Origin of the sequence: Alcanivorax hongdengensis A-11-3 (genome assembly GCF_000300995.1) — a bacterium.
Lineage (GTDB): Bacteria > Pseudomonadota > Gammaproteobacteria > Pseudomonadales > Alcanivoracaceae > Alcanivorax > Alcanivorax hongdengensis.
In genome coordinates, this window is sequence record NZ_AMRJ01000003.1 from 130,413 (window position 1) to 153,191 (window position 22,779).

A 22,779-nucleotide genomic window follows, 5' to 3' on the forward strand; every position below is an offset into this window, starting at 1 on the left:
GGGCTCAGCCCACGTAGGTGAGCCAGTCCTTGTGGTCGTCGAGCTTGCCGCGCACCAGGTCGAAGTAGACCGCCTGCAGCTGCTCGGTGATCGGGCCGCGCTTGCCTTCTCCGATGATGCGGCCATCCAGCTCGCGGATCGGCGTCACTTCGGCGGCGGTACCGGTGAAGAAGGCCTCGTCCGCCACGTAGATCTCGTCACGGGTGATACGCTTCTCGCGGACCTGGTAGCCACGCTCTTCGGCCAGCTCGATGATGCTCTTGCGGGTGATGCCATCCAGGCAGGAGGTCAGTTCCGGGGTGTAGAGCACCTTGCCCTTGATCACGAAGATGTTCTCGCCGGAGCCTTCCGCCACATAGCCTTCGTTATCCAGCAACAGGGCCTCGTCGGCGCCGCCGGACAGGGCTTCGTTCAAGGCCAGCATGGAGTTGATGTAGTTGCCGTTGGCCTTGGCCTTGCACATGGTGATGTTCACATGGTGACGGGTGTAGCTTGAAGTGCGCACCTTGATACCCAGCTCCAGGGCTTCCGGCGACATGTAGGCCGGCCATTCCCAGGCGGCCACCATCAGATGCACTTTCAGGTTGTGGGCACGCAGACCCATGCCTTCACTGCCGTAGAACACCATTGGGCGCAGGTAGGCGTGGGGCAGCTTGTTGTCCTTCACGGCGGCCAGCTGGGCGGCGTTGACCTCGTCCTTGGAGAACGGGATCTTCATGTTCATGATGTGGGCACTGTTGAACAGGCGGTCAGTGTGCTCCTTGAGGCGGAAAATCGCCGGGCCGCTGTCCGTCTCGTAGGCGCGCACCCCCTCGAACACGCCCATGCCGTAATGCAGGGTGTGAGTCAGCACATGAACCTTGGCCTCCTGCCAGGGAACCATTTCACCATCCAACCAGATAAAACCGTCTCGTACAGCCATCGACATGGCAGGGATACTCCCGAACTGAGGACCTGGGGCTGAATGCCCTAGAGGTCAAACCAATGAGTCCAGATCGTCCGTACGCCTTCTCGCAAATCGCGGAATTGGGTGTCGTCGACGATGGATTTCTCTTTGCGCAATGACGCGCGATGAGCCGCGGATCGGTAAGCGAGGTACGCTTCCCGCAGCAGGCCGGCATCCTGAGCCGACATCAAATCCAGTGCAGCCAGTGTTTCCAGCAACCGCACGTTATCGGTGAAACGGGTCAATTCACCGTGGGAGGAGGCCCATCTAAGAACCCCATATTGCACCATAAATTCGATATCAACGATACCACCCGGATCCTGCTTGAGATGAAAACAGCCCGGCTGGTCGGCCGCCAGGTGATCGACCATCCGGCGGCGCATGGCCAGCACATCCTCGCGCAGCGTTTCCAGCGGCCGTTCGCGGCACAGCACACCGGCGCGAATCTCATCAAAGCGCTGGCGGGCACGGGCACAGCCAGCCACTACCCGGGCGCGCACCAACGCCTGATGCTCCCAGGTCCAGGCATCGTTGCGCTGGTACTTCTCGAAGGCATCCATGGAGCTGACCAGCAGCCCGGAACTGCCGGACGGGCGCAGCCGGGTATCCACGTCGTAGAGCTGGCCGCTCATGGTGCGGGTGGAAAGAATATGGACGATGCGCTGGCCCAGGCGTGCGTAGAACTGCTCGTTGGCCACCGGCTTGTCGCCATCGGTCATGCCGCCACTGGCCGCATCATGCAGGAAGACCAGGTCCAGATCCGAGTTGTGGCCCAGCTCGATACCGCCCAGCTTGCCATAGCCGACCACCACGAAATCCGGATTGCAGGGCTGGCCGTTACTGCGCGACGGGCGTCCATGGCGCTCCACCAGCGGCTCCCAGGCAAGCATCACCACCTGATTGAGAATACTTTCGGCCAGCCAGGTGAGGTAATCACTGACCTTCATCAGCGGCAGCACTTCGGTGACTTCCGACGCCGCCACCCGCAGCAGGTGGGCCTGCTTGAAGTTACGCAGCACCTCCATCTGCTGTTCCAGATCATCCTCGGCCACCCGCAACAGCTGCTGGCGCAGCTCGTCATCCAGCTCGGCGCGTTCCGGCGGCGAATAGAGGGTGCGCACATCCAGCAGCTCGTCGAGCAGCACCGGGTGCAGGGTGAGCCGTTCGGCAATCCAGGGGCTGGCGCCGGACAGCTTGACCAGCTGGGTCAGGGCATCCGGGTTTTCCACCAGCAGCGCAATGTAGGCGCTACGGCGCAGCACCGATTCCATGAAGGCCAGCAGACGGGTAACGGTGGTTTCACCGTGGCCCTGATAGCCGAGCGCCTCCAGCAACAGCGGCATCACCCGGTCGAGACGCTCACGACCGATGGCCTGCATGTTCTGCACCGCGCGGCTGTCACGGAAGGTGCACAGGTGCTGATAAACCGCCGGCGCTTCCAGCACGCCGATATTTTCCAGCAGCGACACCGCCGCCTCTGTCTCCAGCTGACCGAGCCACAGGTCCAGCAGCTCCTGGTCGGCCCCCTGCACGGTGTCGTTTTCCTTTTCCGGGTCGGCGATCACCTGACTGAAGTGGTAACGCACATTCTCGCGCTGGCGCCGCAGTTGCCGCTCGAAGGCGGCACGGGCGGAAAAGCCCATGGCAAAGGTCAGACGCTGCCAGCCCAGCTCGTCATCGGGCAGGCGCTGGGTCTGCCTGTCGCCCACGGCCTGCAGGCGGTGCTCCACGTTGCGCAGGAACAGGTAGGCCTCCATCAGTTCCTCGGCCACGTCCTCGGGCAGCAACTCCTCGTCCACCAGCCGCGGCAGCACCCGCATCAGGTTGGGCTGGCGCAGGGCGGGTAGCTGCCCACCGCGGATCAGCTGAAAGGCCTGCACGATGAATTCCACTTCACGGATGCCGCCGGCGCCCAGCTTCACATCCGCCTGCATCCCCTTGCGGTTTACCTCCCGCTCGATCAGGGCCTTCATTTCACGCAGTGACTGGAAGGCACCGAAGTCGATGTAGCGGCGATAGACAAAGGGGTTGAGCCGGCGAATCAGGCGGGCGCCAGCGGCCAGATCGCCGGCCACCGGGCGCATCTTGATCAGTGCATAGCGTTCCCATTCGCGCCCCTGGGTTTCGTAGTAGCCCTCCATGGCATCGAAGCCGATGGCCAGGGCGCCGCTTTTGCCCCAGGGGCGCAGGCGCATATCCACCCGGAATACGAAACCGTCTGCGGTGGTCTGGTCGAGCACCTTGATCAGTTGCTGGCCCAGGCGCAGGAAAAACTGGTTGTGGCTCAGCGGCCGACGTTCGCCAGGCACCTCGCCTTCATGTTCGTAGGCGAAAATCAGATCAATGTCGGAGGACAGGTTGAGCTCACGGGCGCCCAGCTTGCCCATGGCCAATACCACCAGCCGCACGGCCTCTCCGTCCGGGCCGACCGGCGTACCATTGCGTTCACAGGCCCAGCCATAGAGCCGTTCCAGTGCCACGCTGATCAGGGTGTCGGCAAGCAGGGACAAATCCGCCACGGTGGAGTGATAGTCCCCGATGGCCGCCAGATCCCGCCAGATGATGCGGCTCATGTGGCGGTGACGCAGGCGCCGCAGGGCGCGCTTGAGATCGTCCTCGCCAACACAGCCTGATACCGCTTCCTGCACCTCTTCGGCCAGCGAGGCCGCATCCAGGGGGCGGGTCAGGCCACAGGCGGCCAGCCAGTCGCCCAGTTGCGGGTCGCGAATGAATTGCTCGGCCACATAGTCGGAGCCCGCCCACACCCGTGGCAGGTCCTTGTGCAGGGAGTCCGGCAGGCGGTGGCCGGCCTCGACAAAGCGCTGCCAGTGCTGGCTGACCAGCACGGACAGTTCGTCGGGCAGGGAGTGATATTGCGGTTCGGTCATGGGCGGCTATTGTCCACCGCCGGGGCGGCAAAGACCAGCGTCCCGAGCATCATCAGCCATCAATCACCGATCAGGACATCCTGGGACGGCGTCACCCGCATGACCTCCTCGATGGTGGTCAGGCCACGCACCACCTTTTGCGCACCACTGATGCGCAGTGGCTTCATGCCGGCCTTGAGGGCCTGGCGGGTAATCTGCTCCAGGTCCCCGTGGCGGCTGATGGTGCCTTTCAGCGCCGGCCCCAGAGGCATGGTTTCATACACGCCCATGCGACCATGGTAGCCGGTCCCCCGGCACTCCAGGCAGCCCACCGGCCGGTAGAGTTTTTCCGGCATTTTCATCTTGAAGGGGCGCACCAGCTCTTCCCAGGCCACCGGGTCCGCGTCGATTTCCTGCTTGCAACTGGGGCACAGGGTTCGCACCAGGCGCTGGGCCATGACACCGATCACCGTGGCGGAAATCATGTAGGGCGGCACCCCCAGGTCCACCAGCCGGGTCACCGAGGACGGCGCGTCATTGGTATGCAGGGTCGACAGCACCAGGTGGCCGGTAAGCGCCGCCTGGATGGCCATGTCGGCGGTTTTCAGATCACGGATCTCACCGATCATGATGATATCCGGGTCCTGACGCAGCATGGCCTTGACGCCCTGGGCGAAGTCCACATCGATATTGGCCTGCACCTGCATCTGGTTAAAGCTGGGCTCCACCATTTCGATGGGGTCTTCGATGGTGCAGACATTGACCTCGCTGGTGGCCAGCTGCTTGAGGGTGGAATAGAGCGTGGTGGTCTTGCCCGAGCCGGTGGGGCCGGTGACGAAGATGATGCCATGGGGGCGCTCGGTCATCTTCTGCCAGGCGGCGTGGTCCTCGCGGCTGAAACCCAGTTGCTCGAAGTTGCGCACCAGCACGTCCGGGTCGAACACCCGCATCACCATCTTTTCGCCAAAGGCGGTGGGCAGGGTGGAAATCCGCAGCTCCACCTCGTCCCCTTCCGGGCTTTTGGTCTTCAGACGGCCGTCCTGGGGCTTGCGCTTTTCGGCCACGTTAAGGCGACTGAGAATCTTCAGGCGGCTGGTCACCGCAGCCATGATGGCCGCCGGCAGCTCGTAGACATCATGCAGCACGCCATCGATGCGAAAGCGCATCTTGCCGGTCTCCCGGCGCGGCTCCAGGTGGATGTCGCTGGCGCGCTGGGAAAAGGCGTACTGCAGAATCCAGTCAACGATATTGACAATGTGCTGATCGTCCGCGTCCGGGCTGCCCTTGCCCACCTCCAGCAACTGCTCGAAGTTGGTGATGCTGCCCATTTCCTGGCCGGTATTGTCCTTGGCGCTGGCGATGGAACGGCTCAGGTTGTAGAACTCGATGCGATAGCGACGCAGCTTTTCCGGATTGGCCATCACCACATCCAGATCGCGATCACGCAGCACCTGCTTGAGATGCGCCTGCCAGTCGTGCACGAACGGCTGGTCACAGGCCACCACCACCCGGTCACGGTAGACCTCCACGGCGACAATGCCGTGGCGCTCCGCAAAGGCGTAGCTCATCACATTGGTCACCTGATCCACATGCACCTTGAGCGGATCAATGTGGTAGACCGGCATGTTGGCCTTGTCGGCCAGCCAGCGGGTGAGAAAGTCCACATCCAGCAGCTGGTGGGTATTGCTGCGATCGGTGAGGCGATACTTGGCCAGCACCTCAATGGGGTGCCAGTTGAGCTCCTTCTTCTCGCGCGGGGTGGTGGAAATGACGTTGTAATCCTCCCGGCTGACGCGGCCCTCCTCAAGCAGCTCGCGGGTCAGCCAGCGCACATCCACGTGCAGGCCGTCCAGATGGGGGGGAATGGCGGATGCGTTCACCAGGGCTCTCCGGGTTATTCTTGTGTCACTCTTTTTACCTACTCTACAAGGCACCCGCTCCGCTGACTATCCTGGCCGGGTTGTTCTCCCTGACATGGCGGGCGGGTTTCACTATACTCGCCTCCAGTTTCATGACCATACTGTGACAGTGACCGCGGCGACCCCGGTCGGCCCATGGCCCCGCGCCCCGGTTCGTCACATCATGGGACCCCATCGACCTGAACTGGACCCGAGGCAGCCATGTCCTTTGGAAGCTCCATAGCCGGCCTGTTTGGCCGCTCACCGATCAAACCCCTTCAACAGCACTACGATACCGTGCATGCCTGCGCGGAAACCCTGGCGGCTTTCTTCGCAGCCGTTACAGACGATGACTGGGAACAGGCCAGCGGCCTGCGTCGCCAGATCGCCGACCTGGAAAACCAGGCCGACGAGCTGAAGAAGGAATTCCGACTCAACCTGCCCAAGAGCCTGTTTCTGCCCGTGCCCCGCACCGACCTGCTGGACCTGGTCAGCGTGCAGGACAAGGTGGCCAACAAGGCCAAGGACATTGCCGGCCTGATGCTGGGCCGCCAGATGACCATACCGGCCTCGCTGGCCGACGCCATGCGCGACTATGTGCAAGGCGCCATCGACACGTCCGCCCAGGCCCAGAAAGCCATCAATGAGCTCGACGAACTGGTGGAAACCGGCTTCAGCGGCCGGGAAATCCACCTGGTGGAAGACCTGATCGAAGAACTCGATCGCCTGGAACGCGCCAATGACGACCAGCAGGTCCGTATTCGCGCCGGCCTGTTCAAGCTGGAGGCCGAGCTGCCTCCGGTGGACGTCATGTTTCTTTACCAGATCATCGACTGGGTGGGCGATCTCGCCGATCGCGCCCAGAAAGTGGGCGGCCGCCTGCAGATGTTGGTCGCACGCTAGCGAGGAGAAGGCTTTATGGAGTGGATGCTGGAACACAGCTACCTGATGCTGTTACTGGCCGGCGCGTTCGGCTTTCTGATGGCCTGGGGCGTGGGCGCCAATGATGTGGCCAACGCCATGGGGACCTCGGTGGGGGCCCGCGCCCTGACCGTCAAGCAGGCGGTACTGATCGCCATCGTTTTTGAATTCTGTGGCGCCTACCTGGCTGGCGGCGAAGTGACCGCCACCATCCGCAAGGGCATCATTGATGCCGGCGCCTTTACCGACACCCCGCAGTATCTGGTCTATGGCATGATGTCAGCCCTGCTGGCCGCCGGCATCTGGCTGGTGATTGCCTCCTGGTTCGGCTGGCCGGTGTCCACCACCCACTCCATTGTCGGCGCCATTGTCGGCTTTGCGGCGGTGGGCCTGGGCTATGACGCCGTGCACTGGAACAAGGTCGGCAACATCGTTGCCAGCTGGGTAACGTCACCGATCCTCGCCGGTGTCATTTCCTTCGCCCTGATCAAGAGTGTGCAGCGGCTGGTGCTCAATCACGAGGACCCGTTCGAGCGCGCCAAGAAAATCGTGCCCTTCTACATGTTCCTGGTGGGCTTCGTGATTTCCATGGTCACCCTGATCAAGGGGCTGAAACATATCGGCCTGGACATGAGCTTCGCCCACAGCTTCCTCTGGTCCCTGCTGGGCGGCGCCGTGGTCATGGGCCTGGGTATCGTTTTCCTCAGCCGCATCAAACCGGACCCGGCCGCCGACAAGGCGTTCCGCTACAGTTCCGTGGAACGGGTGTTCGCGGTTTTGATGATCTTCACCGCCTGTGCCATGGCCTTTGCCCACGGTTCCAACGACGTGGCCAACGCCATCGGCCCGCTGGCCGCCATCAACAGCGTGATCGCCTCCGGCGGCGTGGTCGGCAGCCAGGCCCCCATGCCCAGCTGGATCCTGCTGCTCGGCGGCCTGGGCATCGTCTTCGGGCTGGCCCTGTTCGGCGCCCGGGTGATGGCCACCGTGGGCAAGAAGATCACCGAGCTGACCCCGTCGCGCGGCTTCGCCGCCGAGCTGGGCGCCGCCTCTACCGTGGTGCTGGCCTCCGGCACCGGCCTGCCGATCTCCACCACCCACACCCTGGTGGGCGCCATCCTCGGCGTGGGCATGGCCCGCGGCATCGGCTCGCTGAACATGCGCACCATCGGCGCCATCTTCACCTCCTGGATTGTCACCTTACCGGCCGGCGCGCTGCTGTCGATCCTGTTCTTCTATTTCTTCAAGGGGCTGTTCGGCGCCTGATCGCCGGTCGACGCCATGCCCGTCAACGCCGCCCTTTCCGGGGCGGCGTTCTTGTTTGTGCGGCGCACACCGCGGCACATCGCAACGCTGGCCCCGGCGCCCGCCGGCTCGCTATACTGGCCGAATACCCTTTGATTCAAGGCCGACAGCATCGTGTCCGAACGCACCTTTGACCAGGTCAGCTGGTTCCGTAACAGCTCGCCCTACATCAACGCCCATCGCGGGCGCACCTTCGTGGTCATGTTGGCCGGCGAACTGCTGGCCGGCCCGGCACTGCCGACCCTGATCCACGACCTGGCGCTGCTCAACACCCTGGGCATCAAACTGGTGCTGGTGCACGGGGCACGCCCGCAGATCAGCGAGCGGCTGGCCGCCGCCGGCATCGAATCGACCTTCGAGCAACACAGCCGCATCACCGATGCTGCCGCCCTGGATAGTGTCATGGCCGCGGTGGGCGCCCTGCGCCTGAAGCTGGAGGGGCTGTTCTCCATGGGCCTGGCCAATTCCCCCATGCACAACGCCAGCATCCAGCTGATCAGCGGCAACTTCGTGATTGCCAAACCGGTGGGTGTGCGCAACGGCTTCGACTACCAGCACACCGGCGAGGTGCGCCGCATCGAGGTGGACCCGATTCGCCGCCAGCTGGAGGCCGGCAATGTGGTGCTGCTGTCACCGCTGGGCTGTTCGCCCACCGGCGAGCTGTTCAACCTCAACGCCGAGGAAGTCGCCTCCAGCGCCGCCATCGCCCTGCGCGCCGACAAGCTCATCATCATGGGGCCGCAGGTCCGTATCAACGACAGCGACGGCCAGCAGCTGCGTGAACTGAGCCCGCAACAGGCCGGCCGCATGCTGGCCGACGACCAGCTGCAGGCACCGGGGCTGGAGCGCCAGCTCACCGCCGCCTGCCATGCCGCCAGCAACGGCGTGGCCCGGGCGCACCTGCTCGACACCGGCGACGACGGCGCCCTGCTCAGGGAACTGTTCACCCGCGACGGCTGCGGCACCATGGTCACCCGGGAGAATTACGAGACCCTGCGTGGCGCCCGCATCGAGGACGTGGGCGGCATTCTCGAACTGATCGAACCGCTGGAAGCAGACGGCACCCTGGTGCGTCGTTCCCGGGAACTGCTGGAAAACGAAATCCAGCGTTTCGTGATCATCGAGCGCGACGGCATGGTGATCGCCTGCGCCGCCCTCTACCCATTCCCGGACGACAAGGTCGGCGAGCTGGCCTGCGTGGCCGTGCACAGCGGCTACCGCAAGGGCGAGCGCGGCGCCCAGCTGCTCGGCTATGTGGAGCGGCGGGCCCGGGAGCAGGGGCTGCAAAAGCTGTTCGTGCTCACTACCCTGACCGCCCACTGGTTCCAGCAGCAGGGCTTTGAAGCGGCGGGGGTGGAGACTCTGCCGGGGGCAAGGCAGTCACTGTATAACTGGCAGAGGAACTCGAAGGTATTTGTGAAACCGTTATAGGGTTAGGGAACCTTCTTAATCGGCCCCGGATATTTCGCCACCATCTCGTCGCCGGTCAGCAACAAAAACCCCTCGTACTCCGCCTGGGCGACCAGAATACGGTCAAACGGGTCACGATGGATCGGCGGCAGATGGCTAACACCGAGCGTGTGGCTACTGATAATCGGCAGTTCTTCATAGCCATTTTCCAGCAACCCGCGACGAAACAGATGGGGATCAACCCGAAAATCCGCTCGGTCCAGACCGTTCTTGATGGTGATTTCCCAGATACTGGCGGCACTGAAAAATACGCGATTATCCGCATTGGCGATCAGCGACCGGGCCTCTTCGGAAAGCCGCTCGGGCATACCCGCCGCCCATAGCAGGATATGGGTATCCAGCAACAGATTCATTCAGCCCTCGAACAGGTCGGCAATGCTGTCTTCCCCGAGACGATCAAAGTCGTCAGGCACCTGGATTTGCCCCTTGAGAAATCCCAGCCGCCGGGCCGCGCCGGGCTCCGGCGCTTCGATGGCTGACACCCGAGCCACGGGCTTGCCCGCACGGGCAATAATGAACGGTTCGCCCTTGGCAGCCTTATCCACCAATTGCGACAAGCGGGTCTTGGCATCATGCATATTGATAATGTCCATACACTCACCTAGCTAATACTAATTAGCTAATGCTAATCAGCAATCCCTTCCAAGGCAACCAATGCCGCCTACAGACTGCCGCATCAGTAGGTTACAATAACGCCCCTTACGCACAGTTACTGACCATTACGAGGTTCCCATGCCGCAGTATCGCTCCCGTACCACCACCCATGGCCGCAACATGGCCGGCGCCCGCGCCCTGTGGCGCGCCACGGGCATGAAGGACGGCGATTTCGGCAAACCCATCATCGCCATCGCCAACTCCTTTACCCAGTTCGTGCCCGGCCATGTCCACCTCAAGGACATGGGCCAGCTGGTGGCCGGTGAAGTGGAAAAAGCCGGCGGTATTGCCAAGGAATTCAATACCATCGCGGTGGACGACGGCATCGCCATGGGCCATGACGGCATGCTCTATTCGCTGCCCAGCCGGGAGATCATCGCCGACTCCGTGGAGTACATGGTCAATGCCCACTGCGCCGATGCGCTGGTGTGCATCTCCAACTGCGACAAGATCACCCCCGGCATGCTGATGGCCGCCATGCGCCTGAATATCCCGGTGATCTTCGTATCCGGTGGCCCCATGGAAGCCGGCAAGACCAAGTTGGCCGACACCAAGCTGGACCTGGTGGATGCCATGGTGATGGCCGCCGATGACAGCGTCGACGACGAGACCGTCAACGAGGTGGAGCGCTCCGCCTGCCCCACCTGCGGCTCCTGTTCCGGCATGTTCACCGCCAACTCCATGAACTGCCTGACCGAGGCGCTGGGCCTGTCGCTGCCGGGCAACGGATCGCTGCTGGCCACCCACGCCGACCGCCGTGAGCTGTTCCTGGAAGCCGGCCGCCGTATCGTTGGTCTGGCCCAGCTCTACTACGAGCAGGACATGGAAAGCGTGCTGCCGCGCAACATCGCCACGGTCAAGGCATTCGAGAATGCCATGAGCCTGGACATCGCCATGGGCGGTTCCACCAATACCGTCTTGCACCTGCTGGCCGCCGCCCAGGAAGGCGAGGTGGACTTCACCATGGAAGACATTGACCGGCTCAGCCGCAAGGTACCCTGCCTGTCCAAGGTGGCGCCGGCCACCCAGAAATACCACATGGAAGATGTGCACCGTGCCGGCGGCGTGATGGGCATCCTCGGCGAGCTGGACCGCGCCGGCCTGCTGCACCGGGACATCCCCATGGTGCACTCGGCCACCGTGGCCGAAGCGCTGGAACACTACGACATCATCCGCACCCGCGATGAGGGCGTGAAAAAGATGTTCACCGCGGGCCCGGCGGGCATCCGCACCCAGACCGCCTTCAGCCAGGACACCCGCTGGGAAAGTCTGGATGACGACCGCGAAAACGGCTGCATCCGCAATTACGAGCATGCCTACAGCAAGGACGGCGGCCTCGCCGTGCTGTATGGCAACATTGCCGAGCGCGGCTGCATCGTGAAGACCGCCGGGGTGGATGACTCCATCCTCATCTTCACCGGCCGGGCACGGGTGTTCGAATCCCAGGATTCCGCCGTGCGCGCCATCCTCGGTGACCAGATTGTCGCCGGCGATGTGGTGGTAATCCGCTATGAAGGCCCGAAAGGCGGCCCGGGCATGCAGGAAATGCTCTACCCCACCAGCTACCTGAAATCCAAGGGGCTGGGCAAGCAGTGCGCCCTGCTCACCGATGGCCGTTTCTCCGGTGGCACCTCCGGCTTGTCAATCGGCCACGCCTCGCCGGAAGCGGCGGAAGGCGGCGCCATTGCCCTGGTGGAAGAAGGTGACACCATCGCCATCGACATCCCCAACCGCACCATCAATCTGGATGTCAGCGATGAGGAAATTGCCCACCGGCGCACCAAGATGGAGGCCCGTGGCAGCCTGGCCTACAAGCCCAAGGAAATGCGTCAGCGCCGGGTAACGGCCGCCCTCAAGGCCTATGCGGCCCTGACCACCAGCGCCGACCGTGGCGCCGTGCGCGACCTGAGCCAGCTCAAGTAAGCGACTCGCCCGCCCCTCCCCTGACGGGAGGGGCATGCAAAGGAGCCCCTCCCGGATGAGCCTCAAGCACCGTCTGATGCCACTGGTGGCGCAGCTAATCACCAGTGAGCGCCTGCAAAATCTGCGCCGCCACTGGCTGGAGTGGCGCCGCAAACTGCGGCGCCGGCCTCACCAGGCGGTGTTCTACTACCGCATCGACGATCCCTATTCGGTGCTGATGGCCCAGGTACTGCCGCGCTTTGCCGAGCACTTCGGCATCACCATCACGCCGCGCGTCATGCTCTACCTGGATCAGCAGATGTACCCGGCCGCCGACATGCTCAGCGAGCTGGCGCCCCGGGACGTGGCCGCACTGGCCAAACTGCACGACCTGCAATTTCCCGGCGACTGGCAGCTGCCCGCCCGGGAAGTGAGCCTGGCGGCCACCCGCTGTCTGCTGCGTCATGAACACGACGAACGCTTCTGGTCACTGGCCTCGGCGCTGGCCGATGCCCTCTGGCGTGACGACCACGAGCAGCTGGAAAGCCTGCTGGAAGAGCACGGTCAGCAACCCGCCGACCAGGCCCACCTGGCCCTGGAAGCCCGCCGTGACCAGTTCCTCAACGATGGCCATTACCTCACCGCCACGCTGCACTACGGCGGCGAATGGTACTGGAGCATCGAGCGCCTGGATCACCTGGCCCGCCGACTGGAACAACTGGGACTGGGCGGTGGCGTCTGGCCCATGAGCTACGACAAGGCCAAGACCGCCCGGCTGGACGGGCCCGCCTTTGACCGCGATACGGCCCCGGAACTGGAATTTTTCTTCTCTTTTCGCAGCCCCTACTCCTACCTGGCACTGGCTCGCACCTTTGCCCTGGCGGACCACTACCAGCTGGACCTGACCGTGCGCCCGGTGCTGCCCATGGTCATGCGTGGCCTGACGGTGCCCCGCGCCAAGCGCTTCTACATTCTCAAGGATGCCGCCCGCGAGGCCCGCCTGCACAGCGTGCCCTTCGGTCGCGTCTGCGACCCGGTGGGCCTGGGGGTGGAACACTGCATGGCCCTGTGGCCCTTTGCCGAAAAGGAAGGGCGCCTGCGCGAATGGCTGCTGACCGCCGCCGCCGGCATCTGGAGCCGTGGTATCAATGTGGCCAGCGAAGCCGGCCTGCGCCGGCTGGCCGAAGACGCCGGACTGGACTGGAACCGGGCCCGGCGCTGGCTGGACGATGACCAGTGGCGCGGCCAGGCCGAGGCCAACCGCCAGCGCATGATGGAGGCCGGCAGCTGGGGCGTGCCCAGCTTCCTGACCCACGGTGACATGATCTGGGGCCAGGACCGCATGGCCATCGTCGAGCAGACGCTTCTTGATTCAATTGATAATTCCTAATGGATAATTGATAACGAAACACAGGGAGCGAAACCCCCGGCCATTGAAAATGAATCATCTAGGGCCTGTTCACACTACCGAGATGGCACCTGTTCAGCCCCAAAACCCGTCAATCTAGCCATGAGGAGCGCAGTTTGGTGGTCCAAATAAGTGACGAATAACGACGAGTGGCGGGTTTTGGGGCTCAACCCGAAGGGCTGATCCCTTTTTCCGCCCAGCAGCGCCATGCGCTATTTATGTAGAATGACTACACGGCATATCGCCTGACACTACTGGACGAAAAAATGTATTCAGCAGGAGCCGTCTCGGTAGTGTGAACAGGCCCTAGGCCGGAAGGTACGCGTTATTCATTATCGACTATCCACTATTGATTGAGGTTGCCATGACCCTAGCCTACTGGTGTGTGCTTGCCGCCATCTTCCTGCCTTACCTGAGCACGGCCTTTGCCAAGTTCCAGGGCGGGTTCGGCCCGAAACAGAACCATAACCCCCGCGAGTTTCTGGAAACCCTGGATGGCGGGCGCAAACGGGCCCACTGGGCCCAGCAGAACGGCTTTGAAGTGACGCCGGCCTTTGCCGCCGCCGTCATCATTGCGCACCTGGCACAGACCGCCCCGCAGGGCACCATCGACGGAATTGCCCTGGCCTTTGTCGCCAGCCGCGTGCTCTACACCGCCTGCTACGTGGCCGACTGGGCCAGCGCCCGCACCCTGGTCTGGGCGTTTGGCATGGGCTGTATCGTGGCCCTGTTCGTGGGCGTGGGCGCATAAAGAACAGGCAATTGATAATTGGGAATGGATAATTGATAACGTAAAGCCCATGGGGCCACTTGCCGTGTCAACGGGAAGTGGATTTCGTTATCCATGTCCCATTATCCATTTATCAAAACGTGTCCCGGACCTACACCATCACCGTCAACGGCAAGGCCTCCTTCCCCTGCCGCACCGACCAGACCATCGTCGACGCCGGCCAGCAAGCCGGCTTCGGCTTCCCGGTGGCCTGTCGCAATGGCGTCTGCCTGCGCTGCCAGGGCCGACTGCTGTCCGGTGATGTCCGACAGAAAAGCCACACCCTTCATGCGGGCGAAGCCGGTAGCGATGAGGTGCTATACTGCGTGGCCGTTCCGCTCAGTGATTGCGAGATAGATGTGCCCGAGGTGACCGCGCCCGGCGAACTGCCGGTTCACAATGTGCATTGCCAGGTCGATAGCATCGACCCGCTGAACCACGACGTCAGCCGCGTCTGGCTGCGCCTGCCCGCCGGCAAGCGCATTGGCTGGCATGCCGGCCAGTATCTGATGCTCAACATCGACGGCGAGGCCTACCCGTTTTCCATTGCCAATCACTGTGCGGACCGCCGGCTGGAACTGCATATCCGTCACGGCGACGACAACAGCGCCGCCCGGGACATCATGGCCCACCTGCAGCAGTCACCGGGTGTGGATGTGACCCTGCCCGCGGGCCTGCGCTTTATTGACGGCCCACCTCAGCAACCGGTGTGGTTTATCTGCGGGTCTACCGGCTTTGCGCCGGTGAAGGCCATGATCGAACGGCTCATCGAGCTGGGCTTCGAGCAACCGGTGCGCCTGTTCTGGGGCGCCCGCACGCCGCAAGACCTCTACCTGCCGGACCTGCCCGCCCAGTGGCAGGGCGCACTGGCCGATTTCCACTACACCACCGCCCTGTCGGATATCCGCCACCCGGACCATGCCGAAGGCCTGGTCCACGAAGCCGCTATCGAGGCCCTGCGCGAACCGGCCCTGCCGCTGTTCTTCCTGGGTGGCTCCCCGCCCATGGCCTGGGCGGTATTCGACGCGCTGGTGGCCGAAGGCGTCCCCGCCAGCAATATTCACTGCGACGTGTTCGATTACGCCCCCCGGGATTAACTGGCCTCGCCACCGGCCCTGCTGCACAATAAAGCCACTGACACAGGGAAGACTGTCATGGCGACTGCGGCTTCAGCCAACAAGGGGGTGCTGGCCTGCCCGGAATGCGACCTGGTGATTCATATCCAGTCGCCGGCACCGGGGCAATGGGTTCGTTGCCCACGCTGCCAGTATGCCCTGGTGCGCCACCTGCCCGATGATCAACTGACCCCGGCCCTGGCCCTGAGCGCCCTGATGCTGCTACCCATGGCCCTGTTCCTGCCCTATATCGGCTTCGAGAAAAACGGCCTGGCGCGCAACATGTCGCTGCCGGATGCGGCGCTTGAACTGCTGCACTATCACTATCCGTTTCTTGCCATGGTGATTCTCGCGCTGGTAGTGATCCTGCCGCAGCTTTACCTTTTCAGCGTTAGCTGGCTGACACTGAGCCTGCGCCTGCAGCGCCCCCTGCCCGGCGCCCTGGCCATGCTGCGGCATCTGCCACTCATGCAGCGCTGGTTGATGGCGGATGTGTTCGCCATCGCCGCCCTGGTCAGTCTGGTGAAAATCATTGGCATGGCAAAGGTGCAGCTGCTGGGCGGCTTCTGGGCCTTTGGCGCCTATGCCCTGCTGTTGCTGATCATCAATAACCGCATTGATACCCCCCTGCTGTGGCGCAGGCTGGCCGGCCCGGCGCCGCTACCCGCCGGTGCCCGCCAGGGTATCAGCGCCCGGACCCAGGGGCTGATCGGTTGCCATTGCTGTGGTTGCGTACAGACAGTTCAGGAGGGGCAAGCATGCCTGCGCTGCGGTCATCGCCTGCATCCGCGCCGCCCTGCCAGCCTGCAACAGGTCTGGGCCCTGCTGGCCACCGCCGCGCTGCTGTGCTTCCCCGCGCACCTTTTCCCGATCATGGAAACGACCACCCTGGGACATACCATGCCCTCCACCATTATTTCCGGGGTAATCCTGTTCTGGCATCACGGCGACTGGCCCATCGCCCTGATCATCTTCACCGCCAGTGTGCTGATCCCGTTCGGCAAGATTCTGTCGCTGGGCTGGCTGTGCTACCGGGCCCGCAGCCCCCGGCCGTTTGACGGCCACAGCACCATGCGCCTTTACCGTGTCACGGAGTGGATCGGGCGCTGGTCCATGATTGATGTCTTTGTGGTCGCCATCGTGGTGGCCCTGGTACAACTGGGCAATTTGATGAATGTGGTACCGGGCCCCGCCGGGCTCGCCTTTGCCGCCGTGGTGATCGTCACCATGCTGGCCGCACAGCGTTTTGACACGCGACTGATCTGGGACCAACAACAACGGCTCAACCATGACCTCCAACGACTACAGCCAGGCAACAGCCTCTAAGCGCCCACGGCTGTCCGCCGTGTGGCTGATCCCCCTGGCCGCCCTGCTGCTGGGGCTGTGGCTGCTGATGCGCTACGTGTCTTCCCAGGGCCCCACCGTGACCCTGGTGATGGACGACGCGGAAGGCATCAACGCCGGCAAGACCGCCATCAAGACCCGCAATGTGCAGGTGGGCATGGTGGAAGGGGTGGAGCTGTCACAGGACCTGGCGCATACCCTGGTGACAGTACAAATGCAGGCGGACAGTGAGCGCATGCTGGGTGAAAAGGCCCGCTTCTGGGTGGTCAAGCCGCGCATCGGCCGGGAAGGCATCAGCGGTCTGGGCACCGTGCTGTCCGGTGCCTATATCGAATTGCTGCCCGATCAGAGCGGCAAACCGCGGCGCCGCTTCACGGTGGAAAACACCCCACCGGTCACCGAAGCCGGCAGTGATGGCCTCTACCTGAACCTGGACAGCGAACCGGGCAACAATGTCTCCACCGGTGACCCGGTGCTCTATCACAACCTGGTGGTGGGGCGCATCGTCGATCGCCAGTTCAACGTCAGTGAACGACGCTTTGCCCTGCGCATTCTGATCAAGGCACCCTACGATGTGCTGGTCACCGACCATAGTCGCTTCTGGAGCACCAGCGGTGTAGACCTGCAGCTGAATGCCGAGGGACTGAAAGTGCAGGCACCGTCACTGGAAGCGGTGTTGGGCGGCGGCATTGCCTTTGCTGACCTGGACACCGGCAACGAGCTGGCCATGCCGGCAGAAAAAAACCAGCACTTCACGCTCTACGCCAATCGTGAGCAGGCCCGTCGCGGCCTCTATCAGCAGCATCTGGATTATGTGCTGTTGGTGCCGGGCAGTGTGCGCGGCCTCAGCGCGGGCGCACCGGTGGAATATCGCGGCGTGCGGGTGGGCACGGTGGAGCAGGTGCCCTGGCAATTCATCCGCAGCAACCCGGCCTCCCTGGGCCGTGACCCGATTCCCGTACTGATTCGCATCGAACCGCAACGCCTGGGCGGCCAGCAAAGCATCAGTGAAGCGCTCTGGCGCCAGGGCATCGACAAGCAATTCAAGCAGGGGCTGCGTGCCAGCCTGCGCTCAGGCAACCTGCTTACCGGCGGGCGCTATGTGGACCTGGACTTCCACGATCATTCCGACCGGCAATCCTGGCCGGCCAGCTACCACCAGGTGCCGGTCTTCCCGACGGTCAACGGCGGTTTCTCGCAACTGGAAAACCAGCTCGGCCAGCTACTGAAAAAACTCAACCAGCTGCCCATGCAGGACATTGCCCACAACCTGAATGCCAGCCTGGCCAACCTGTCGGCCCTGACCTCGCAACTGCAACAGGTACTGGACGACCCGGCCCTGCAACAACTGCCACAGCAGATGGCCGACAATCTGGAAGCGCTGCACCGAACACTGGATGGCCTGCAACCGGGCAGCCCGGGCTACGGCAACCTGCAGGAGACGCTCAAGCAGCTGGATACCACCCTGCGTGACGTGCAGCCGCTGCTGCGCACCCTGCGCGAGCACCCCAATGCCCTGATCTTCTCGCCGAACCCACCGGCGGACCCGCAACCACGAGCACCACGCCATGACTAGACCCGTCATCTTTCTCACCTCGCTCATGCTGCTGCTGGGTGGCTGCCAGTCCTCACCGCCGCCGACCCGTGATTATCTGCTGCCCTCGGCGCGGCAGGTGAGCCAGGCTCCGGAACGAATCCAGGTGCAACTGGCCGGTTATCTGGACAGCGGCGCCATGGTGCTGGAACTGAGCGATACCCGGCTGTACCAGGCCCGCCAGCATCGCTGGGCGGAGCCACTGGCTGACCAGATCCGGCGGGCCCTGGATGTGCAACTGACGGCGCAGGGCATCCGGCTGGCGGACTACCCGGCGCTGGTTGTGCAAATCACCGCTTTTCAGGGCACCCCTGACGGTCAGGCGCGACTGCGCGCCCACTGGCGCTGTGGCGAAAAAGAAGGAAGGGTGGACTGGCAGCAAGCGCTGCCGGAAGACGGCTACGATGCCCTGGTTGGCACGCTCGACCAGGGCGTCGCCGAGATGGCGCGGCAGCTGGCTGCCGCGCTTCAGGGTTGAGGCAGGTCGGGCAATTGCTCGGCCAGCAAGCGGGCGCGCCGCTCCAGGGTATTCTGCATCTTGCTGCTATCGCCCAGGGACTGGTACAGACGGCTCAGCTCCGCCAGGGCGGTGGCGCTCTGGCTGGAATTGGCGGCCGCTTCGAAGAAGCCCTGGGCCTTGCCCCACAGACGCGCCTTGAGCGCCACGCGCCCGGCGGTAATCAGCACCGCGGCGTTGCCCGGGCGATTGGCCAGCCAGCCCTCGAGTACCTGTAGCAGATTGTCCGGCGCCACATCATCAATGGCTTCCAGCACCGGCGGCAGGCGATCATCCCAGTCCCGCTCCTGCTGGTGACGAACCAGCTCCAGCGCTTTGCCACCGGCCCCCAGCTGGGCCATGAAACCGGCATAACGGGCCACCATGGCCGGGTCGTTCTTGAGCGATAGCGGCACCGTTTTCCACAGCCGCGCCAGCTCGTCACGGCGGCTGTCGGCGTCATTGAAGCCGGGTTTGCGGGCGGCTTCCTGTACCCGGGCCAGCCAGGCACGGCGCTCACGGCGGGCCTGGTCGGCATCACCGAAGACCCGCTTGAGGCGGGGCATCAGTTCGCACAGGGCCGCCCAATCCTTTTCGCTTTCCAGCACGTCGGCATAGGTTTCCAGAATCCGGCGGTTACGCGGTGCCATATCCGCCAGCACCTTCAACTCTTCCCGGGCCTGTTGCGGGTAACCGTCGGCGAGCGCGAATCGGGCCTTCATCAGGCCCGCCACCAGGCGGCCACGGCGGTCTTCGCCGGCCTTTTCCAGGTAGCGCTGGCTGCCATCCACATCACCGCGCTCGCGGGCGGATTCCGCCGCCAGCAACCAGCCGGCCAGCGGCCAGTCGCCTTCCTGCGCGGAGGCCACCAGCAGCCGCTCGGCCCGCTCATGCTCGCCATCCACCAGCTGCAGAAAACCACTGTAGAGACGGCGGCGGGCGGTGGCTTTCTTCCAGCGCCGGGTAGCGCGAATGGGTTCCACCGCATTCCAGGCGGCATTGGCCAACAGGGTCAGGATCACCAGGGACAGCGCGCCCACCAGCAGCGCCAGCAGCACAAAACCCAGGGTCATATCGACCTGCAGGTCATCACGGATAATCAGCACATAACCGGAATCCGCCGCCATCCAGCGGCCCAGGGCCAGCGCTGCGAGCAGGACGACAACAATCAGCAGGACAATACGCTTCATTGGCCCGCCTCCTTGCGCTTGAGCACCTCAATGGCGGTCAGGCCGGCACCGATATCCGGCAAGGCCTGCTCCACGGTCTGGCCACCCAGTTCGTCCAGCGCCGCCAGCATCTGGGCGACACGCGGGTCATCGGCCCGGAACCACTGTTTGAGCGTGGCACGGGTGCTGTCCAGGGCCTGCTGATAAGCCTTGCCACGGCCCTGCATCAATGCCAGCTGGGCCTGCTGCAGGCTGCCATCCAGGGTCAGGCGCACCTGGGCGGCCTGGGCATCGTTGAGAGGCAACGGCACCTTGCCGTCATAGTGACGCACCTGCACCGGCAGGCGCTCCAGCAGCCCCTGCCACAGACTCTTGTCCTTGCTGTCGTCGAGATTGCGCTCCGGCGGGGTGGGGCTGGCGGGTACCGCCAGTTCGGTGGCCAGCTGGCGCAGAGCGCCCAGGCGCAGCACCATGGCCTGGACATCCACCCGGGTAGCGCCGCTGAGTTTTTCCATGTCCGCCGCCAGCGCCTGGCGGGCCGGCAGGGCGCGCGGATCATCCAGGCGCGCCAGTACGCCATCCGCAGCCTTCAGCAAACGGCGGGAAGCCGCAGCATCCTGGGTAAGCAGCAGCCGCTGGCTGGCCAGGCTGGCCAGGGCCCGGGCCTCGTTGATCAGCCACAGGCGCTGGCCGCCACTTTTCAGATCCGCCAGAGCACTCTGGTCGCTGTCGATACGTGATTGCAGGTTCTGCTGCTTTTGTTGCAGGTCCGCCAGGCTGGCCTGCAGGTTCTGCTGCTGGCGCGCCTGCCCCTGGCGCAGGTCCGCGACCTGCTGTTCCAGCGTCGTCTTTTCGGCATAGAGCCCGCTCAACTGCTGCCAGCCCCACCAGCCTCCGGCCGCCACCGCGGCAATGATGACCAGCAACACCAGCACTACCCAGAGGCTCGCGCCCTGTTGACGGGAAAGAAGACGATCCTGCGTCATGTCAGCTCCATTGTTTGTTATTCAGGGGGCCGTCACCCCGGCCACGACCCTGTCAGCGACTCGCGCCTACCGTTGCAAAAACCTTAAAGTGAGCGGCTCAGGCTGTCCAATGATTACGGTAGCGCCCGTTGCAGCGCCTGCACCATGTCTTCATCGTGGGCCGTTTCGGCCACCTCCAGCGGCCCGCCGTGGCCGGCCCGCACGGCGGCGGCCACCCGTTCCCCGGCGGCCACCACCAAGAGCGAGGCTGGCAGGCTGTCAGCCACTGCCTGCCAGCTTTCGATACTGGTAATCATGACGGCGTCAACGCCGTCGGGCACGTAAAAATCTGTTGCCGGCTGGCGGCGATAGAACACCAGGGAGGACACCGTCGCCCCGCGCCCGTGCAGCGCTTCGGCCAGCAGGCCCCGGCCGCCTTCGCCCCGGCAGATCAGCACCCGCTTGTCCTGCAGATGTTGCAGACAGGGAAGCGTCAGCAGGGCTTCGGAGTTGAAGCCCTTGTCAGGCAGGGTGGGCGTCAGTTGTCGCCGCTGCAGCTCGGCGCCGGTGGCCTGCCCCACGGCCAGCCAGTGCACGCCCACCGGCCACTGGGGCCACAGATCGGCCATGGCATCCAGCGCCAGCCGCGCGGCATTGCGGCTGATGAAAATCACCGCATGGAACAGGTCCAGATCCATCAAGGTGCGGCGACAGGCATCGGTCACCGGCAACGGTACGATCTGCAGGGCCGGGCGATGAACCACCCGGTAGCCAGCCCCGGCCAGCTGCTGTTGCAGCTGGTGGTGCTGGCCCTGCGGGCGGGTGATCAACACGGTATGACTCATGGCAAGGCGCTCTTGGCGGGCCGCCTACTGGCTCTGATAGAGCGCCTGGAGAATGGCATCGGCCCCCTGCTCCAGCAGCTGCTCGGCAATGGATTGCCCCAGCGCCGCCGCCTGTTCCCGGGGCGCGCGCCCCTCGGCCCGCAGTACCCGGCCGCCGTTTTCCTCGGCCACCAGTCCACGCAGCCACAGCTCGCCATTCTCCAGCAGGGAGAAACCGGCGATGGGCACCTGACAGCCCCCTTCCAGCCGACGGTTCATGGCCCGCTCGGCCACCACCCGATCCCAGGTGTCCGCGTCATTGAGCGGTGCCAGCCAGGCTTTTACCTGAGCATCGTCATCCCGGCACTCGATGCCCACGGCGCCCTGGCCCACCGCCGGCAGGGATTCTTCCGGTGGCATTTCGTAGCGGATGCGTTCATGCATTTCCAGGCGCTTGAGACCGGCGGCGGCCAGGATGATGGCATCGAATTCACCGGCATCCAGCTTGCCCAGGCGAGTCTGCACATTGCCGCGCAGGCTTTTCACCACCAGGTCCGGGCGATTGGCCTTGACCTGGGCCTGGCGGCGCAGGCTGGAGGTCCCCACGCAGGCCCCCTGGGGCAGGGCCGTCAGGCTGTCATGGTGGTTGGAAACGAAGGCATCGCGGGGGTCTTCGCGCTCGCAGATCACCGGCAGGGCAAAGCCCGGCGGCAGCGCCATGGGCACATCCTTCATGGAATGCACGGCGATATCCGCCCGGCCATCCATCATTGCCTCTTCCAGCTCCTTGACGAACAGTCCCTTGCCACCAATCTTGGCCAGCGGCGTATCCAGGATCTTGTCCCCCTGGGTCTTGATGCGCACCAGTTCCACACGCAGACCATCATGCAGCTGCTCCAGGCGCTGCTGAACATATTCGGCCTGCCAGATGGCAAGCGGGCTGGATCGGGTGGCGATGCGCAGAATCTCGCGACTCATGGACGGTCCTGTACTGATTGGGGGAAAAGGCCAGTGTACAGGAAAGGCGCGTGGGAGCCGAAGCCGGGACGGGCAAGAGGCAGGTGTCAACCGGAAACCGTTCTGCCGGGCAGCAAACGCAAGAGGCCGCGCCCGGGGTAGGGGCGCGGCCTCA

19 protein-coding genes are annotated in these 22,779 nt (G+C 64.0%); 10 read left to right on the forward strand and 9 right to left on the reverse strand.

Translation table 11 applies throughout. From position 1 onward, the window contains the following. Positions 1-4: 4 nt before the first annotated feature. From A11A3_RS03765 to tfpB, 3 genes are read right to left on the reverse strand one after another with little or no spacing between them, the layout of a single operon-like run. Positions 5-928: a branched-chain amino acid transaminase gene (locus A11A3_RS03765; protein ID WP_008927936.1), complete on the reverse strand. Its 924-nt coding sequence runs from the start codon at positions 926-928 to the stop codon at positions 5-7. A gap of 41 nt (positions 929-969) precedes the next feature. After that, on the reverse strand, positions 970-3,834 hold the full coding sequence (gene glnE, locus A11A3_RS03770) for a bifunctional [glutamate--ammonia ligase]-adenylyl-L-tyrosine phosphorylase/[glutamate--ammonia-ligase] adenylyltransferase (protein ID WP_008927937.1): 2,865 nt from the start codon (positions 3,832-3,834) through the stop codon (positions 970-972). Between the two features lie 59 nt (positions 3,835-3,893). Beyond that, entirely contained in the window at positions 3,894-5,693 is a 1,800-nt protein-coding gene (tfpB, locus tag A11A3_RS03775) for a type IV pilus assembly ATPase TfpB (RefSeq protein WP_008927938.1), read from the reverse strand. A gap of 240 nt (positions 5,694-5,933) precedes the next feature. On the opposite strand from tfpB, the gene A11A3_RS03780 reads away from it, so the two are divergent. The 3 genes from A11A3_RS03780 to argA all read left to right on the forward strand — a co-directional run bounded on the left by A11A3_RS03780 (position 5,934) and on the right by argA (position 9,368). Continuing rightward, positions 5,934-6,614, forward strand: a complete 681-nt coding sequence (locus A11A3_RS03780) for a TIGR00153 family protein (protein ID WP_008927939.1) — start codon at positions 5,934-5,936, stop codon at positions 6,612-6,614. Between the two features lie 15 nt (positions 6,615-6,629). Beyond that, on the forward strand, positions 6,630-7,898 hold the full coding sequence (locus A11A3_RS03785) for an inorganic phosphate transporter (RefSeq protein WP_008927940.1): 1,269 nt from the start codon (positions 6,630-6,632) through the stop codon (positions 7,896-7,898). Between the two features lie 153 nt (positions 7,899-8,051). After that, entirely contained in the window at positions 8,052-9,368 is a 1,317-nt protein-coding gene (argA, locus tag A11A3_RS03790) for an amino-acid N-acetyltransferase (protein ID WP_008927941.1), read from the forward strand. A 2-nt stretch (positions 9,369-9,370) separates the two neighbouring features. Here the strand turns inward: argA and A11A3_RS03795 are convergent, their stop codons facing one another. Both A11A3_RS03795 and A11A3_RS03800 read right to left on the reverse strand, forming a co-directional pair. Beyond that, complete coding sequence (locus A11A3_RS03795; RefSeq protein ID WP_008927942.1) at positions 9,371-9,760, reverse strand: type II toxin-antitoxin system VapC family toxin; 390 nt, start codon at positions 9,758-9,760, stop codon at positions 9,371-9,373. Continuing rightward, entirely contained in the window at positions 9,761-10,000 is a 240-nt protein-coding gene (locus tag A11A3_RS03800) for a type II toxin-antitoxin system Phd/YefM family antitoxin (protein WP_008927943.1), read from the reverse strand. It abuts the gene before it with no gap. A 139-nt stretch (positions 10,001-10,139) separates the two neighbouring features. Here A11A3_RS03800 and ilvD point away from each other — a divergent pair, with 139 nt between their 5' ends. The 7 genes from ilvD to A11A3_RS03835 all read left to right on the forward strand — a co-directional run bounded on the left by ilvD (position 10,140) and on the right by A11A3_RS03835 (position 18,671). Continuing rightward, positions 10,140-11,984, forward strand: a complete 1,845-nt coding sequence (gene ilvD, locus A11A3_RS03805; protein ID WP_008927944.1) for a dihydroxy-acid dehydratase — start codon at positions 10,140-10,142, stop codon at positions 11,982-11,984. A 55-nt stretch (positions 11,985-12,039) separates the two neighbouring features. Next, positions 12,040-13,353: a DsbA family protein gene (locus A11A3_RS03810; RefSeq protein WP_008927945.1), complete on the forward strand. Its 1,314-nt coding sequence runs from the start codon at positions 12,040-12,042 to the stop codon at positions 13,351-13,353. A gap of 382 nt (positions 13,354-13,735) precedes the next feature. Next, entirely contained in the window at positions 13,736-14,122 is a 387-nt protein-coding gene (locus A11A3_RS03815) for an MAPEG family protein (RefSeq protein ID WP_008927946.1), read from the forward strand. Positions 14,123-14,241: 119 nt separating this feature from the next. After that, a complete protein-coding gene (locus A11A3_RS03820) occupies positions 14,242-15,237 on the forward strand; it encodes a 2Fe-2S iron-sulfur cluster-binding protein (RefSeq protein WP_040296705.1) in 996 nt (331 codons plus the stop codon). Between the two features lie 57 nt (positions 15,238-15,294). After that, entirely contained in the window at positions 15,295-16,581 is a 1,287-nt protein-coding gene (locus A11A3_RS03825) for a paraquat-inducible protein A (RefSeq protein ID WP_008927948.1), read from the forward strand. Next, positions 16,544-18,175 (forward strand): intermembrane transport protein PqiB, encoded by a 1,632-nt coding sequence (pqiB, locus tag A11A3_RS03830; RefSeq protein WP_040296679.1) that lies wholly within the window; start codon positions 16,544-16,546, stop codon positions 18,173-18,175. The genes A11A3_RS03825 and pqiB overlap by 38 nt, the downstream gene beginning before the upstream one ends. Continuing rightward, entirely contained in the window at positions 18,168-18,671 is a 504-nt protein-coding gene (locus A11A3_RS03835; RefSeq protein ID WP_008927950.1) for a PqiC family protein, read from the forward strand. The genes pqiB and A11A3_RS03835 overlap by 8 nt, the downstream gene beginning before the upstream one ends. Here A11A3_RS03835 and A11A3_RS03840 read toward each other — a convergent pair. The 4 genes from A11A3_RS03840 to hemC all read right to left on the reverse strand — a co-directional run bounded on the left by A11A3_RS03840 (position 18,662) and on the right by hemC (position 22,625). Then, positions 18,662-19,879, reverse strand: a complete 1,218-nt coding sequence (locus A11A3_RS03840) for a heme biosynthesis HemY N-terminal domain-containing protein (RefSeq protein ID WP_008927951.1) — start codon at positions 19,877-19,879, stop codon at positions 18,662-18,664. The two genes, A11A3_RS03835 and A11A3_RS03840, sit on opposite strands and share 10 nt — an antisense overlap. Next, positions 19,876-20,844, reverse strand: coding sequence for a uroporphyrinogen-III C-methyltransferase (locus A11A3_RS03845; protein WP_008927952.1), 969 nt, complete (start codon positions 20,842-20,844; stop codon positions 19,876-19,878). The genes A11A3_RS03840 and A11A3_RS03845 overlap by 4 nt, the downstream gene beginning before the upstream one ends. A gap of 113 nt (positions 20,845-20,957) precedes the next feature. Then, positions 20,958-21,668, reverse strand: a complete 711-nt coding sequence (locus A11A3_RS03850; RefSeq protein ID WP_008927953.1) for a uroporphyrinogen-III synthase — start codon at positions 21,666-21,668, stop codon at positions 20,958-20,960. A 24-nt stretch (positions 21,669-21,692) separates the two neighbouring features. Then, on the reverse strand, positions 21,693-22,625 hold the full coding sequence (hemC, locus tag A11A3_RS03855; protein WP_008927954.1) for a hydroxymethylbilane synthase: 933 nt from the start codon (positions 22,623-22,625) through the stop codon (positions 21,693-21,695). Between the last annotated feature and the right edge of the window lie 154 nt (positions 22,626-22,779).